Consider the following 15,058-nt stretch of genomic DNA (forward strand, 5'->3'; position numbering starts at 1 on the left):
CCTAGGGCGTGTTGCGAAAGTCCCGCCTGCCGGGCGACGCCTGGCACGCACTCTCGCCGCACCGGGCGAAAACCCACGTACAACCAGTACGAGGGCTTCCGCCCGGCACGCCGAGGGCACGCTCCCCCACGCTCGAACAACCTCGCGCGGGGGGACCCCCATGACGCCGCCCGGCCCGCCCTCCGGGCGGACGACGGGACTTTCGCAACACGCCCTAGTAGCCGAAGTCCTGCGTCCACCAGGGGCCGCCCGACCCGAAGTGCACCCCGACCCCCAGGGTCTTGAAGTCGCAGTTCAGGATGTTGGCCTTGTGGCCGGGGCTGTTCATCCAGGCGTCCATCACCGCGGCCGCGTCGGCCTGCCCCCGGGCGATGTTCTCGCCGCCGAGGCTGGTGATGCCGAGCTTCGCCGCCCGGTCCCACGGGGTCGCCCCGCTCGGGTCGGTGTGGTCGAAGAAGTCCTGCGCCGCCATGGCGGCGCTGAAGTTCTCCGCCAGCTCCGTCAGCGTGCTGTTCGCGGCGACGGGGCTGCAGCCGACCTTGGTCCGCTCGTCGTTCACCAGCTTCAGCACCTCGGCCTCGGCGGCGGCCTGCGCGGTGACCGCCACCGGCGCGGAGGTCTGCGGCGCCGAGGTCTCCTGCTGCGAGGGCGTCGCCTCCGGCGTCTTGCTGGGCGTGGCCTTCGGCTTCTTCGTCGGCGCCTCGCTCGGCACCGCCGTGGAGGCGGACACGCTCGGCGCGGGGGAGGGCGAGGACGCGCGGTCCGCGTCCCGGCTCGTCGACGAGCCGTCGTCCCGGCCCTGGACGCTGCCCGCGGTGCCGCCCTGCTCGCTCGCCGAGTTGGTCGGCGTGCTCGCGGCCTGCACCTTGCCGTCGCCGCCACCACCGCCGAGCTTGTAGTTCTGCAGGCCGGGCACCGCACCGGTGGCGACCGCCACCGTGCCGATCGCCACGGCCGCCGAGACACCGAGCAGCCCGGTCTTCACCGGGGTGACGACCCTCTTCTTGCGCCGGCGTGAACCGCCGCCCCGCCCGCCCCTGCCGCGGGCGTGCCCGTGCTCGGGGAAGACCGTGGCGTAGTCCTCCTCGGTGGCGAACAGATATGCGGCGCTGCGCGCGGAGGCCTCGGCGTGCCCGTCGGGTTCCGGAGCGGAGTGCAGATAGGGCGCGGTGCCCGGGCCGCCCGGGCCGCTCGGTTCCTCGCCGGCGAACGCCTCCGGCGGGTCATAGCTGTAGTCGTACCTGTGCGAGTTCTGCTGGGGGGCGTACTGGGTGGTGTAGCTGCCCGTGTACGAGCCGTCCGTTCCTGTGACCCCCGTGGCGCGGCCCGTGGCGGCGCGGCCGGCGGCGGAGCGTCGGTGGCGTCCCATGTGTCCTGGCCTTCCTCGTCATGGCGATCGACACGTCCCCCCGGTCGACCATGGTCACGAAACTCACACGTTCGAGTGAGTTTCGTATGAGATTCATTGGCAGGGGACGGTACCGCATGGCGCCAGAGGACGAAGTGTCCAGAGAGACATTGGCCGGTTAGGTTGCACCCATGAGCGAGGATGTGCGACTGGTCGCCTGGGTGCGTGGACGCGTGCAGGGCGTGGGTTTCCGCTGGTTCACACGGGCCAAGGCCCTGGAGCTCGGCTCCCTGAGTGGTTTTGCTCTCAATTTGGGCGACGGACGGGTCCAGGTGGTCGCCGAGGGCCCGCGGGAGCGCTGTGAGGGACTTCTGGACTGGCTTCTGGGTGACGACACGCCCGGGCGCGTGGAGGGTGTCACCGAGATCTGGGACACACCTCGTGGGGGTTACGACGGCTTCGCCATCCGCTGAGGTCTTTCTGTAAAGCGGCCCAGGCGGAAGCGGAGGGACGTGCCACCGGCAGTTGCCCCGAGCAGAAATGCGCTGGTGGTTGCCAAGAACCGCTAGTTCTGGCAGGCTCCGCACCCAAGAATGATCGTCACGCCCCGAGGGGCCCGCAGGAGTCGCAGCACCGCCGGTTTCAGGCCGTCTGCCCCCGGGTTGCCCGCCAATACGGGGCGTGATCGTGTTGACCGTCAAACTTTTTGGTGAGACGCTGAATGCACCCCGCGCACCTTAGCTGTTTGGCATGGATGAACGGCAGCACAAACTCAACAGTGCCAAGCATCGCGGGTGCGAATCCCTCACGACCCACACCGCTTCGGTCGGTCACTCAGTGTGGAGGACCATCCATCATGGCAAAGGCGCTTCTCGGTTACGTCGGCGGCTCCGACCCGCGACTCATTGCCGAGATGCGACGGCTTCAGCAGCGCGTACAGGACCTCGAATCCGAGCTCGTACGGATCCAGGCCGAGAACGACGCGCTCGCGGCTGCCGCTTCTCACGACTCGCTTCTGGAGAGCATCGACGCACACCAGGCGGAGCCTGCGCTCACCTGATCACTGCCTGCTCGAACAACGACAGCAGTGGTTGGGCCGCCCGTGTCAACCGCTTACGTTGTCAGAGTTTGCAAGGGACGCTTCGGCGTCCCTTCTTTCTTTCCCCCGGCACCCTTCCACTCTCTTTAACGTTTGGTGTGCCCTGCACGTTCAAGGGTGAAACCGCGGGTTCATGGAGTGAGACACCCCCGGAAGGTAGAGTCCAGCGGCGTGCACCTCAAGGCCCTGACCCTCCGTGGGTTCAAGTCGTTCGCCTCGGCGACCACGCTCCGGTTCGAGCCGGGCATCACGTGTGTCGTGGGACCGAACGGCTCGGGCAAGTCCAACGTCGTCGACGCCCTCAGCTGGGTCATGGGCGAGCAGGGCGCCAAGTCGCTGCGCGGCGGCAAGATGGAGGACGTCATCTTCGCCGGCACCACCGGCCGCCCCCCGCTGGGCCGCGCCGAGGTGTCCCTGACCATCGACAACTCCGACGGGGCGCTGCCCATCGAGTACGCCGAGGTCACCATCACGCGGATCATGTTCCGCAACGGCGGCAGCGAGTACCAGATCAACGGCGACACCTGCCGCCTCCTGGACATCCAGGACCTTCTCTCCGACTCCGGCATCGGCCGTGAGATGCATGTCATCGTCGGCCAGGGCCAGCTCGACTCCGTGCTGCACGCCGACCCCATGGGCCGCCGCGCCTTCATCGAGGAGGCGGCCGGAGTCCTCAAACACCGCAAGCGCAAGGAGAAGGCCCTGCGCAAGCTCGACGCGATGCAGGCCAACCTCGCGCGCGTCCAGGACCTCACCGACGAACTCCGCCGCCAGCTCAAGCCCTTGGGCCGCCAGGCCGCCGTGGCCAGGCGGGCCGCCGTCATCCAGGCGGACCTCCGCGACGCCCGCCTGCGCCTGCTCGCCGACGATCTCGTACGACTGCGCCAGGCGCTGCAGACCGAGATCGCCGACGAGGCCGCGCTCAAGGAACGCAAGGAAGCCGTCGAGCAGGAGCTGAAGAAGGCCCAGCAGCGCGAGGCCCTCCTGGAGGACGAGGTCCGCCGCCTCACCCCGCGCCTCCAGCGCGCCCAGCAGACCTGGTACGAACTCTCCCAGCTCGCCGAGCGCGTCCGCGGCACCATCTCGCTCGCCGACGCGCGCGTGAAGAGCGCGACCTCCGCACCGCCCGAGGAGCGGCGCGGCCGTGACCCCGAGGACATGGAGCGCGAGGCCCACCGCATCCGTGAGCAGGAGGCCGAACTCGAAGCGGCCCTGGAAGCGGCCGAGCACGCCCTGGAGGACACGGTCGCCCACCGCGCCGAGCTGGAGCGTGCCCTCACCCAGGAGGAACGCCGCCTCAAGGACGTGGCCCGCGCCATCGCCGACCGCCGCGAGGGCCTGGCCCGCCTCAACGGCCAGGTCAACGCGGCCCGCTCGCGCGCCGCCTCGGCCCAGGCCGAGATCGACCGGCTGGCCGCGGCGAGGGACGAGGCACAGGAGCGCGCGGTCGTCGCCCAGGAGGAGTACGAGGCGCTGAAGGCCGAGGTCGACGAACTCGACGCCGGCGACACGGAACTGGCCGAGCGGCACGAGGCCGCCAAGGCCGCGCTGGCCGAGGCGGAGGCACAGCTGAGCGCCGCCCGCGAGGCGGCGACGACGGCGGAACGCAGACGCGCGGCGACCCAGGCCCGCCACGAGGCCCTGGCCCTGGGCCTGCGCCGCAAGGACGGCACGGGCGCCCTGCTCGGAGCGAAGGATCGTCTCTCCGGCCTGCTGGGCCCGGCAGCGGAGCTGTTGACCGTCACCCCGGGCTACGAAGTCCCACTGGCGGCGGCTTTCGGAGCGGCGGCGGACGCGATCGCCGTGACATCCCCCTCGGCTGCGGCGGACGCGATCCGCCTGCTGCGCAAGCAGGACGGAGGACGTGCGGCACTGCTTCTCGCCGGGTCGCAGGAGGCGCCCCTGAGGGACGCGGGACTGCAACCATTTGCGGCTCCGCCGCGGGGCGCGACCAGCCACGACGGCCCCGCGGACGCCACACGTCAGCACGCGGCAGATCTCGTCCGCGCACCTTCCGACCTGATGCCGGCGGTCCGCCGCCTCCTCCAGGGCATCGTCGTCGTCCCCACCCTCGAAGACGCCGAGGAACTGGTCTACTCCCAGCCCCACCTCACCGCCGTCACCGCCGAAGGCGACCTCCTCGGCTCCCACTTCGCCCACGGCGGCTCCGCGGGCGCCCCCAGCCTCCTCGAAGTACAGGCCTCCGTGGACGAGGCCGCCGCCGCACTCGAAGAGCTGGCCGTCCGCTGCGAGGAACTCACCGAGTCCCAGCACGCGGCACAGGAGCGCCGCCGGCAATGCGCAGCCCTGGTGGAGGAGCTGGGGGAGCGACGCCGAGCGGCGGACCGCGAGAAGTCGGCCGTGGCCCAGCAGCTCGGCCGTCTCGCGGGGCAGGCCAGGGGAGCCGCGGGCGAGGCCGAGCGGTCCGTCGCGGCGGCGGCCCGCGCCCAGGACGCCCTCGACAAGGCCCTCCAGGACGTCGAGGAACTCGCCGAACGCCTCGCCGTGGCCGAGGAGATGCCGGTCGAGGAGGAGCCCGACACCTCCGTACGGGACCGGCTGGCCGCCGACGGCGCCAACGCCCGCCAGACCGAGATGGAGGCCCGCCTCCAGGTCCGTACGCACGAGGAACGCGTCAAGGGCCTGGCCGGCCGCGCCGACTCCCTCGACCGTGCCGCCCGCGCGGAACGCGAGGCACGCGCGCGTGCCGAGCAGCGGCGGGCGCGGCTGCGGCACGAGGCGGCCGTGGCGGAGGCCGTGGCCTCCGGCGCCCGCCAGCTGCTCGCGCACGTCGAGGTCTCGGTCTCCCGGGCCGAGCAGGAGCGTGCCGCCGCCGAGGCCGCCAAGGCCCGCCGGGAGCAGGACCTCACCGCGGCCCGCTCCACCGGCCGCGACCTCAAGTCCGAACTCGACAAGCTCACCGACTCCGTGCACCGAGGGGAGGTCCTCGGCGCCGAGAAGCGGATGCGGATCGAGCAGCTGGAGACCAAGGCGCTGGAGGAGCTGGGCGTCGAGCCGGCCGGCCTGGTCGAGGAGTACGGCCCGCACCAGCTCGTACCGCCCTCGCTGCCGGCCGAGGGCGAGGAGCTGCCCGAGGACCCCGAGCACCCGCGCAACCAGCCCAGGACCTTCCACCGGGCCGAGCAGGAGAAGCGCCTCAAAGCCGCCGAGCGCGCCTACCAGCAGCTCGGCAAGGTCAACCCGCTCGCCCTGGAGGAGTTCGCCGCCCTGGAGGAGCGCCACAAGTTCCTCAGCGAGCAGCTGGAGGACCTGCGGAAGACCCGCGCCGATCTGCTCCAGGTCGTCAAGGAGGTCGACGAGCGCGTCGAGCAGGTCTTCACCGAGGCCTACTGGGACACCGCCCGCGAGTTCGAGGGCGTCTTCAGTCGGCTGTTCCCCGGTGGTGAGGGGCGGCTCATCCTGACCGACCCCGACAACATGCTCACCACGGGCGTGGATGTCGAGGCGCGTCCGCCGGGCAAGAAGGTCAAGCGGCTGAGCCTGCTCTCCGGTGGCGAGCGGTCACTCACCGCCGTGGCGTTGCTGGTGTCGATCTTCAAGGCCCGGCCGAGTCCCTTCTACGTCATGGACGAGGTCGAGGCGGCCCTCGACGACACCAACCTCCAGCGGCTCATCCGGATCATGCAGGAGCTGCAGGAGGCCTCGCAGCTCATCGTGATCACGCACCAGAAGCGGACGATGGAGGTCGCCGACGCCCTCTACGGCGTCTCCATGCAGGGCGACGGTGTCTCCAAGGTGATCAGCCAGCGGCTCCGCTAGCTCGGCGGCCGACGCGACCCTCGCCGTTTCCATTTCTTCAACTCTTGAATCCAACATCCTCATCCGTGCCTGCTATCTCACATCGCTGCGCCTGGTGATTTCGAAACTTGAAGACATAGAGTCGAGATCGTTGTTCTTGCCTTCAGGCAGCGTTGCCGATGGCCTTAGGAGTTGAGCGTGACCAGCACAGCACAGGCACAGCAGTCAGGAGCCGGTTCGGCTCATCCCGATCACCTCGGGCATGTCATCTTCATCGCGGCGGCGGCCGCGATGGGCGGTTTCCTCTTCGGCTACGACAGCTCCGTGATCAACGGCGCCGTCGAGGCCATCCGCAGCCGCTACGACATCGGCTCCGCGGCCCTCGCCCAGGTCATCGCCATCGCCCTGATCGGCTGTGCCATCGGCGCCGCCTACGCCGGCCGGATAGCCGACCGCATCGGCCGCATCCGGGTCATGCAGATCGCCGCCGCGCTGTTCACGGTCAGTGCCGTCGGGTCGGCGCTGCCCTTCGCGCTGTGGGACTTCGCCCTCTGGCGGGTCGTCGGCGGGTTCGCCATCGGCATGGCCTCCGTCATCGGCCCCGCCTACATCGCCGAGGTCGCCCCGCCGGCGTACCGCGGCCGTCTCGGGTCCTTCCAGCAGGCCGCGATCGTCATCGGCATCGCCATCTCGCAGCTGGTCAACTGGGGCCTGCTGAACGCGGCGGGCGGTGACCAGCGCGGCACGCTGATGGGTCTCGAGGCCTGGCAGGTCATGCTCGGCGTCATGGTGATCCCGGCCGTCCTCTACGGCCTGCTCTCCTTCGCCATCCCCGAGTCGCCCCGCTTCCTGATCTCCGTCGGCAGGCGTGAGCGCGCCCGGGAGATCCTCGCCGAGGTCGAGGGGGAGCACCGGGACCTGGACGCCCGCGTCGACGAGATCGAGCTCGCCATGAAGAGCGAGCACAAGTCCACCTTCAAGGACCTGCTCGGCGGTGGCTTCTTCTTCAAGCCGATCGTCTGGATCGGTATCGGGCTGTCGGTCTTCCAGCAGTTCGTGGGCATCAACGTCGCGTTCTACTACTCCTCGACCCTGTGGCAGTCGGTGGGCGTCGACCCGACGGACTCGTTCTTCTACTCCTTCACGACGTCGATCATCAACATCGTCGGCACCGTGATCGCCATGATCTTCGTGGACCGCGTCGGCCGTAGGCCGCTGGCCCTGATCGGCTCGGTCGGCATGGTCGTCGGCCTGGCGCTGGAGGCCTGGGCCTTCTCCTACGACCTGGTGGACGGCAGGCTGCCGGCCGCGCAGGGCTGGACCGCCCTGGTGGCCGCCCATGTCTTCGTCCTCTTCTTCGCCCTGTCCTGGGGGGTGGTCGTCTGGGTCATGCTCGGTGAGATGTTCCCGAACAGGATCCGCGCCGCCGCCCTGGGCGTGGCCGCCTCCGCGCAGTGGATCGCCAACTGGGCCATCACCGCGAGCTTCCCGTCCCTGTCCGACTGGAACCTCTCCGCGACCTACGTGATCTACACGGTCTTCGCCGCGCTCTCCGTGCCGTTCGTCCTCAGGTTCGTCAAGGAGACGAAGGGCAAGGCGCTGGAGGAGATGGGCTGACGCCCCCGAGACCGGGGAGACGGGCCAAGTCCCCGCTGCCCTTCTCCCCGTATCCGCAGGACGTGCTGCCCCGGCTCACCCCCCGAGCCGGGGCAGCACGTCCTCGCAGAACAGCCGCAGGCTCCGCCATCCCTCCGCCACCGGCATCCCACCGGCCAGCGGATGCAGTACGAGGTTGTCGAGGCCCTGCTCCACGCACTGGTCCGGGGTCAGGATCCGGTAGACGCCCTCGGCGCGCAGCTCGTCCACGGTGGTGGCCGCCGACTTCACCGCCGACGTGATGTCCCCGGACTGCCAGGAGGCGTACGTCCGGGCCTCGTGCAGGAAGTGCTCCCCGTGCCGCGCCCACGCCCGGTCCGGGTCCTCGGCGATGTGCAGCAGCGGGGTCTCGGCGGTCGGCATCATGGTCCAGCCCTCGGTGCCGTACTCGACGAGCCGCTCCTTGTAGTAGGCCTCCAGCTCCGGCAGATGCGCGCTGGGGAAGAACGGCAGGCCAAGGCGGGCGGCCCGGCGGGCGGCGGCCCTGGAGGAGCCGCCGACCAGGAGCAGGGGGTGCGGGTCGGTGAAGGGGCGCGGGGTGACCCGTACCGTACGCCCCCGGTAGGTGAACTCCTCGCCGGTCCAGGCCTTGAGGACGGTCTCCAGGAGCTCGTCCTGCAGCCGGCCCCGGCGCTTCCACTCGACCCCGAACTGGGCGTACTCCTCGGGCCGGTACCCGATCCCGGCGACCGTCACCAGCCGCCCGCCGCTGAGCAGGTCGAGCACGGCGATGTCCTCGGCCAGACGGAGGGGGTCGTGCAGCGGGCCGATGACCGCGGACACGGTCACCGCGATCCGGCGGGTCGCCCCGAACACCGCGCCCGCGAAGGCGAACGGCGACGGCAGCCAGTTGTTGCCGACGCCGTGGTGCTCCTCGGTCTGGACGGTGGTGACGCCGTGCTCGTCGGCGTAGACGGCCATCTCCACGGCCGCTCGGTAGCGCTCGCCGAGCGAGGCGGGGGTGGCGCCGGGTTCGACGAGGTTGAAACGTACGACCGTGACGGGCATGGGGCCCCCTTCACCGGGCGGGTGTGGAGGGGGACGTTAGCTGACGGTGTGTCAGACATCCAGAGGGGTGTCGCAGGACTCCATGACTGATACTGGACGCGTTATGGAAACCGTCATCCTTGCTGTAGTCATCGCCGTGGTCGTGCTCGGCGCGCTCGGTGGGCTCGTCGTCGGCAGCCGGCGCAAGAAGTCGCTGCCCCCGCCGCCCCCCGCCGCGCCCGACATCACCGCCCCGCCGGCCGAGCCGCATGTCGGCGACGAGGCCGAGACGCCGCGCGACGAACCGCGCCGGACGATAGAGGAGGTGGATCTTCCGGACGGCTCGGCGCCGGTCGCCGTCGAGGAGCCGCCCGCCGTCCCCGATCTCGAGGCTCCCCCGATCGAGGTCCCCGAGCCGACCGCCGGCCGGCTCGTCCGCCTCCGTGCCCGCCTCTCCCGCTCCCAGAACGCCCTCGGCAAGGGGCTGCTCACGCTGCTGTCGCGCGAGCACCTCGACGAGGACACCTGGGAGGAGATCGAGGACATCCTGCTCACCGCCGACGTCGGTGTGGCCCCCACCCAGGAGCTGGTCGACGGCCTGCGCGAGCGGGTCAAGGTGCTCGGCACCCGGACCCCCGAGGAGCTGCGCGGCCTGCTGCGCGAGGAACTGCTCAAGCTGGTCGGCACCGATTTCGACCGCACCGTGCGGACCGAGCCCGAGACCAGCAAGCCGGGCATCGTGATGGTCGTCGGCGTCAACGGCACCGGCAAGACCACCACCACCGGCAAGCTCGCCCGGGTCCTGGTCGCCGACGGCCGCTCGGTCGTCCTGGGTGCCGCCGACACCTTCCGCGCCGCCGCCGCCGACCAGCTGCAGACCTGGGGCGAGCGGGTCGGCGCCCACACCGTGCGCGGGCCCGAGGGCGGCGACCCCGCCTCCGTCGCCTTCGACGCGGTGAAGGAGGGCAAGGAGATGGGGTCCGACGTGGTCCTCATCGACACCGCCGGGCGGCTGCACACCAAGACCGGGCTCATGGACGAGCTCGGCAAGGTGAAGCGGGTCGTGGAGAAGCAGGCCCCGCTGGACGAGATCCTGCTCGTCCTCGACGCCACCACCGGGCAGAACGGTCTCGTCCAGGCCCGGGTGTTCGCCGAGGTCGTCGACATCACCGGCATCGTCCTCACCAAGCTGGACGGCACGGCCAAGGGCGGCATCGTGGTCGCGGTCCAGCGTGAGCTGGGCGTGCCGGTCAAGCTGGTCGGCCTGGGCGAGGGCGCGGACGACCTCGCGCCGTTCGAGCCGGAGGCGTTCGTTGACGCCCTTATCGGCGACTAGGGGGTGTTTCGAAAGTCCTGTGCGGTGCCCGCGGTGTCCGGTGCGTGCTCTCGGCGTGCCGGACGAAAGCCCTCGTACTGGACGTACTCGGGGTTTCGACCGGTGCGGCGAGAGTGCGTGCCGGGCGCCGTGGGTGCTGTGCGGGACTTTCGAAACACCCCCTAGGGCCGGAACCGGCTCTGGCAGGCCGGTGGGGGGATGCACCCGCCGGGAACTTGTGGGAAGCGCCCGCCCCCGAGGTGCAGTCGGGAGCGGGCGCTTCGCTGTGTACGGCTACGCCCGGGAGCGGTGCGCCACATAGGCCAGCGTCCCCAGCAGCAGCCGGGCCGCCGGCGGCCTCGTCGCCGTGTCCAGGGACGGTGGGCGCAGCCAGCGCACCGGGCCGAGGCCGGCGCGGTCGGAGGGCGGAGCCGTGATGTGGGTGCCGGGGCCGAGGGCGCGCAGGTCGAGGGCGGTCGGGTCGTCCCAGCCCATGCGGTAGAGGAGGTCGGGCAGCTCGGCGGCGGCGCCGGGGGCGACGAGGAACTGGGCGCGGCCCTCGGGGGTGGCGGTGACCGGGCCTAGGGGCAGGCCCATGCGCTCCAGACGGACCAGCGCGTTGCGGCCGGCCGGTTCGGCCACCTCGATGACGTCGAACGCGCCGCCGACCGCGAGCATCACCGACGCGCCGGGGAACTCGCCCCAGGTCTTGGTCACTTCGTCGAGGGTTGCGCCCGCCCGGACCTGCGGCGCGAAGTCCAGCGGATGCGCCCCCGGCGCGGGGCAGTCACGGTCACCGCAGGAACACGCGCCCCCGGCGGCCCGCGCGCCCGCCACGACGTCCCAGCCCCACAGGCCGGTGAACTCGGCGACGGCGGTGCACTCCGAGGAGCGGCCGCGCCTGCGCGCGCCGGAGCGCATCTCCCGGATGCCACCGATCGTGAACCCCATGCCCCCTCCAACGTGTCCGACGCGTCGGTGGTTACGACACGAATGCGGAACGTGACCCTGTGTGTTCCGGGATCACCGGATCCGCTCGGTTCAGGCGGCGCTCCGAAGTGCCCCGGGTGGTGAACTCGACGGCGCGCGCCCCTGAGTGCATCGCTCCGCCTACTCCCGGCCGTCCTATGTCAAGTGAATCGTGTGGAAGCCGCCGTGAGTTCATTCGAAGGGGTGGCGAATGGTGGCGTTTCCGGGATCGCCATGGCTGGACCCGTGATCGTAGGATTACTTTGAGTGCACGAGTCCTGGGGGCACATGCACTCGTGGGTATGCCGGAGGCAACCCGGCTTTCCGTTCGAAGGGTGAGAACTACCGGACGGGGAGACCTATTTACCGGCATTCTGATAGGGCTTGGCGCACTCAGCGACAAGTGGTCTCAGGGATGGGGGCGTTCCAGTGAGCGGCAACGGCGGAAGCGGGGCGGCAGCGGCCGGCACGGACAAGCGCCCGAACGAGCTGCTCACGTCGTGGTTCGTCCGCAGCGGCTGGTCGAAGGGCGAACTCGCCCGCCAAGTCAACCGCAGGGCACGCCAGTTGGGCGCCAATCACATCTCCACGGACACCTCCCGGGTGCGCCGCTGGCTGGACGGCGAGAACCCTCGCGAGCCCATCCCCAGGATCCTGTCCGAGCTGTTCTCCGAGCGCTTCGGCCTGGTGGTCTCCGTCGAGGACCTCGGCCTGCGCGCGGCACGCCAGTCACCTTCCGCGACCGGCGTCGACCTGCCCTGGACGGGCCCGCAGACGGTGGCGCTGCTCAGCGAGTTCTCGCGCAGCGACCTGATGCTGGCGCGGCGCGGCTTCCTCGGGACCTCGCTGGTCCTGTCCGCGGGCCCGTCCCTCATCGAGCCGATGCAGCGCTGGCTGGTGCCCGGCCCCGGAGCCGCGCAGCCGGAGCCCGAGCCGACCCCCGCGAGCCGCCGCGGCGGCCGTCTGTCCCGGCCCGAGCTGGAGCTCCTGGAGTCCACCACGGTGATGTTCCGCCAGTGGGACGCCCAGTGCGGCGGCGGTCTGCGCCGCAAGGCGGTCGTGGGCCAGCTGCACGAGGTGACCGACCTGCTCCAGGAACCCCAGCCCGAGGCCACCACCCGCAAGCTGTTCAAGGTCGCCGCCGAGCTGGCCGAGCTCGCGGGCTGGATGTCGTACGACGTCGGGCTGCAGCCCACCGCCCAGAAGTACTTCGTGCTCGCCCTGCACGCCGCCAAGGAGGCCGGCGACCGGCCCCTCGGCTCGTACGTGCTGTCCAGCATGAGCCGCCAGATGATCCACCTCGGCCGGCCCGACGACGCCCTGGAGCTGATCCACCTCGCGCAGTACGGCAGCCGGGACTGCGCGAGCCCGCGCACCCAGTCGATGCTGTATGCGATGGAGGCCCGTGCCTACGCCAACATGGGCCAGCCCGGCAAGTGCAAGCGGGCGGTGCGGATGGCCGAGGACACCTATGCCGACATCGAGGAGTGGGACGACCCGGAGCCCGACTGGATCCGCTTCTTCTCCGAGGCCGAGCTGCACGGGGAGAACAGCCACTCCTTCCGCGACCTCGCCTATGTCGCGGGCCGCAGCCCGACGTACGCCTCGCTGGCCGAGCCCGTGATGCAGCGGGCCGTCGACCTGTTCGCCGAGGACACCGAGCACCAGCGGTCGTACGCACTCAATCTGATCGGGCTGGCCACCGTGCACCTGCTGCGGCGTGAGCCCGAGCGGAGCGCGGTGCTGGCCGAGCGGGCCATGCAGGTCGCCAAGAAGGTCCGCTCCGAGCGCGTGAACACTCGTATCCGAAAGACCGTCGACACGGCTGTACGCGACTTCGGGGATCTCGCCGCGGTCGTGGACCTCACCGAGAAGCTCGCGATCGAGCTGCCGGAGACCGCCGAGGCGGTCTGAATCCCTTGTGCCCCGGCCACGGCCGGCCCTCCCGAACTGCCCGACTCGGCTCCCCCGTGCCAGGTCATCGGAAGGCTGTCCGTGGCCGGTTTCTTCCTTCTACGAAGGTTGCGCCACGATAACGATCGCGCGGCCGGACATCCGGCAGTTCATCGACGCGTAACACACAGGGCGTCTTCGTCACTCCGGTGAAACAACCAGGGGCTTCCACCGAAACCGCGCTACGCCAATCTCATGGCGCATAACCGGCCCACCCCTTTTGACCGGACCGCTCACACGCTCCGACCCGCACGGGGCCGTACAACCGACGAGGAGACGCCGATGGCATCAGCCGCCATCACGCTTGCCGCGGAGGCACCCAAGCTGTCCTCCGCCAATACAGGCTTCATGCTGATCGCATCCGCCCTGGTGCTGATCATGACGCCGGGTCTCGCCTTCTTCTACGGAGGCATGGTCCGGGTCAAGAGCACTCTGAACATGCTGATGATGAGCTTCATCAGCATCGGCATCGTCACCATTCTGTGGGTGCTCTACGGTTTCTCCCTCGCCTTCGGCACGAACAACAGCCTGATCGGCTGGGACACCGACTGGTTCGGACTCCACAAGGTCGGCCTCACCGAGCTCTGGCCCGGTTACACCATCCCGATCTTCGTGTTCATGGTCTTCCAGATGATGTTCGCGATCATCACGCCGGCCCTGATAAGCGGCGCCCTCGCGGACCGCGTCAAGTTCTCGGCGTGGTCGCTCTTCGTCGCCCTGTGGCTGACGGTCGTCTACGTCCCGGTCGCCCACTGGGTCTGGGGCTCCGACGGCTGGGCCTTCAAGCTCGGTGTGATCGACTTCGCCGGTGGTACCGCGGTCCACATCAACGCCGGTGCCGGCGCCCTCGGCGTCATCCTGGTCATCGGCAAGCGCGTCGGCTTCAAGAAGGACCCGATGCGCCCGCACAGCCTCCCGCTGGTGATGCTCGGTGCCGGTCTGCTGTGGTTCGGCTGGTTCGGCTTCAACGCGGGCTCCTGGCTCGGCAACGATGACGGCGTCGGCGCGCTGATGTTCGTCAACACCCAGGTCGCCACCGCCGCCGCCATGCTCGCCTGGCTCGCCTACGAGAAGATCCGCCACGGCGCGTTCACCACGCTGGGCGCCGCCTCCGGCGCGGTCGCGGGTCTGGTCGCGATCACCCCGTCCGGTGGTGCGGTCTCCCCGCTCGGCGCGATCGCCGTCGGTGCCATCGCCGGTGTCGCCTGCGCCGCCGCGGTCGGCCTGAAGTTCAAGTTCGGCTACGACGACTCGCTCGACGTCGTCGGCGTCCACATGGTCGGCGGCATCATCGGCTCCCTGCTCATCGGCTTCTTCGCCACCGGCAAGGGCCAGTCCACCGCGACCGGTGTCTTCTACGGCGACCACTCCTTCACCCAGCTGTGGAAGCAGTTCGCCGGTGTCGGCGCGGTCCTCGCCTACTCGCTGATCGCCTCCGCGGTCCTCGCCTTCCTCCTCGACAAGACCATCGGCATGCGGGTCACCGAGGACGAGGAGGTCGCCGGTATCGACCAGGCAGAGCACGCCGAGACCGCATACGACTTCAGCGGCGCGGGCGGTGGCATCGCCGGATCCGCCACCTCGGTCCTGGCCGCCACGGAGAGCAAGAAGGTGGACGCATGAAGCTCATCACCGCCGTCGTGAAGCCGCACCGGCTCGACGAGATCAAGGAAGCCCTCCAGGCCTTCGGGGTCCACGGCCTGACGGTCACCGAGGCGAGTGGTTACGGTCGTCAGCGGGGCCACACCGAGGTCTACCGCGGTGCCGAGTACACCGTCGACCTGGTGCCCAAGATCCGTATCGAGGTACTGGCCGAGGACGACGACGCCGAGCAGCTGATCGAGGTCGTCGTCAAGGCGGCCCGCACCGGCAAGATCGGTGACGGCAAGGTCTGGTCGATCCCGGTCGAGACGGCGGTCCGGGTGCGGACCGGCGAGCGCGGCCCCGACGCGCTCTGACAGAAAAAGAACAG

11 protein-coding genes are annotated in these 15,058 nt (G+C 70.3%); 8 read left to right on the forward strand and 3 right to left on the reverse strand.

The genetic code is table 11. The annotated features are described in order from the left end of the window. Positions 1-214: 214 nt before the first annotated feature. Complete coding sequence (locus ABZT17_RS24945) at positions 215-1,369, reverse strand: CAP domain-containing protein (protein ID WP_356351802.1); 1,155 nt, start codon at positions 1,367-1,369, stop codon at positions 215-217. A gap of 170 nt (positions 1,370-1,539) precedes the next feature. Here ABZT17_RS24945 and ABZT17_RS24950 point away from each other — a divergent pair, with 170 nt between their 5' ends. From ABZT17_RS24950 to ABZT17_RS24965, 4 genes are all read left to right on the forward strand, one after another. Continuing rightward, positions 1,540-1,821 (forward strand): acylphosphatase, encoded by a 282-nt coding sequence (locus ABZT17_RS24950; RefSeq protein ID WP_356351803.1) that lies wholly within the window; start codon positions 1,540-1,542, stop codon positions 1,819-1,821. A gap of 383 nt (positions 1,822-2,204) precedes the next feature. Further along, on the forward strand, positions 2,205-2,408 hold the full coding sequence (locus ABZT17_RS24955) for a hypothetical protein (protein WP_037649730.1): 204 nt from the start codon (positions 2,205-2,207) through the stop codon (positions 2,406-2,408). Positions 2,409-2,618: 210 nt separating this feature from the next. Then, positions 2,619-6,227 carry a chromosome segregation protein SMC gene (smc, locus tag ABZT17_RS24960; RefSeq protein WP_356351804.1) on the forward strand — a complete coding sequence of 1,203 codons (3,609 nt, stop codon included), beginning with the start codon at positions 2,619-2,621 and terminating at the stop codon, positions 6,225-6,227. Positions 6,228-6,404: 177 nt separating this feature from the next. Then, on the forward strand, positions 6,405-7,823 hold the full coding sequence (locus ABZT17_RS24965) for a sugar porter family MFS transporter (protein WP_356351805.1): 1,419 nt from the start codon (positions 6,405-6,407) through the stop codon (positions 7,821-7,823). A gap of 75 nt (positions 7,824-7,898) precedes the next feature. Here the strand turns inward: ABZT17_RS24965 and ABZT17_RS24970 are convergent, their stop codons facing one another. Beyond that, the gene (locus tag ABZT17_RS24970; RefSeq protein ID WP_356351806.1) at positions 7,899-8,870 is read right to left on the reverse strand and encodes an LLM class flavin-dependent oxidoreductase; all 972 of its coding nucleotides are present in this window, start codon (positions 8,868-8,870) and stop codon (positions 7,899-7,901) included. A 103-nt stretch (positions 8,871-8,973) separates the two neighbouring features. Between ABZT17_RS24970 and ftsY the strand changes: the two genes are divergently transcribed. Further along, positions 8,974-10,185, forward strand: coding sequence for a signal recognition particle-docking protein FtsY (gene ftsY / locus ABZT17_RS24975; protein WP_356351807.1), 1,212 nt, complete (start codon positions 8,974-8,976; stop codon positions 10,183-10,185). Positions 10,186-10,458: 273 nt separating this feature from the next. On the opposite strand, the gene ABZT17_RS24980 is transcribed toward ftsY, so the two are convergent. Then, complete coding sequence (locus ABZT17_RS24980) at positions 10,459-11,115, reverse strand: bifunctional DNA primase/polymerase (RefSeq protein ID WP_356351808.1); 657 nt, start codon at positions 11,113-11,115, stop codon at positions 10,459-10,461. A 447-nt stretch (positions 11,116-11,562) separates the two neighbouring features. On the opposite strand from ABZT17_RS24980, the gene ABZT17_RS24985 reads away from it, so the two are divergent. The 3 genes from ABZT17_RS24985 (at position 11,563) to ABZT17_RS24995 (ending at position 15,044) form a co-directional block, all read left to right on the forward strand. Beyond that, positions 11,563-13,047 carry a hypothetical protein gene (locus ABZT17_RS24985; RefSeq protein ID WP_356351809.1) on the forward strand — a complete coding sequence of 495 codons (1,485 nt, stop codon included), beginning with the start codon at positions 11,563-11,565 and terminating at the stop codon, positions 13,045-13,047. A 321-nt stretch (positions 13,048-13,368) separates the two neighbouring features. Then, entirely contained in the window at positions 13,369-14,709 is a 1,341-nt protein-coding gene (locus tag ABZT17_RS24990; RefSeq protein WP_356351810.1) for an ammonium transporter, read from the forward strand. Beyond that, entirely contained in the window at positions 14,706-15,044 is a 339-nt protein-coding gene (locus ABZT17_RS24995; RefSeq protein WP_133046785.1) for a P-II family nitrogen regulator, read from the forward strand. Before ABZT17_RS24990 ends, ABZT17_RS24995 begins: the two co-directional genes overlap by 4 nt. The last annotated feature ends 14 nt before the right edge of the window (positions 15,045-15,058 follow it).

It is taken from the genome of Streptomyces sp. NPDC005648, assembly GCF_040605395.1.
Lineage (GTDB): Bacteria > Actinomycetota > Actinomycetes > Streptomycetales > Streptomycetaceae > Streptomyces.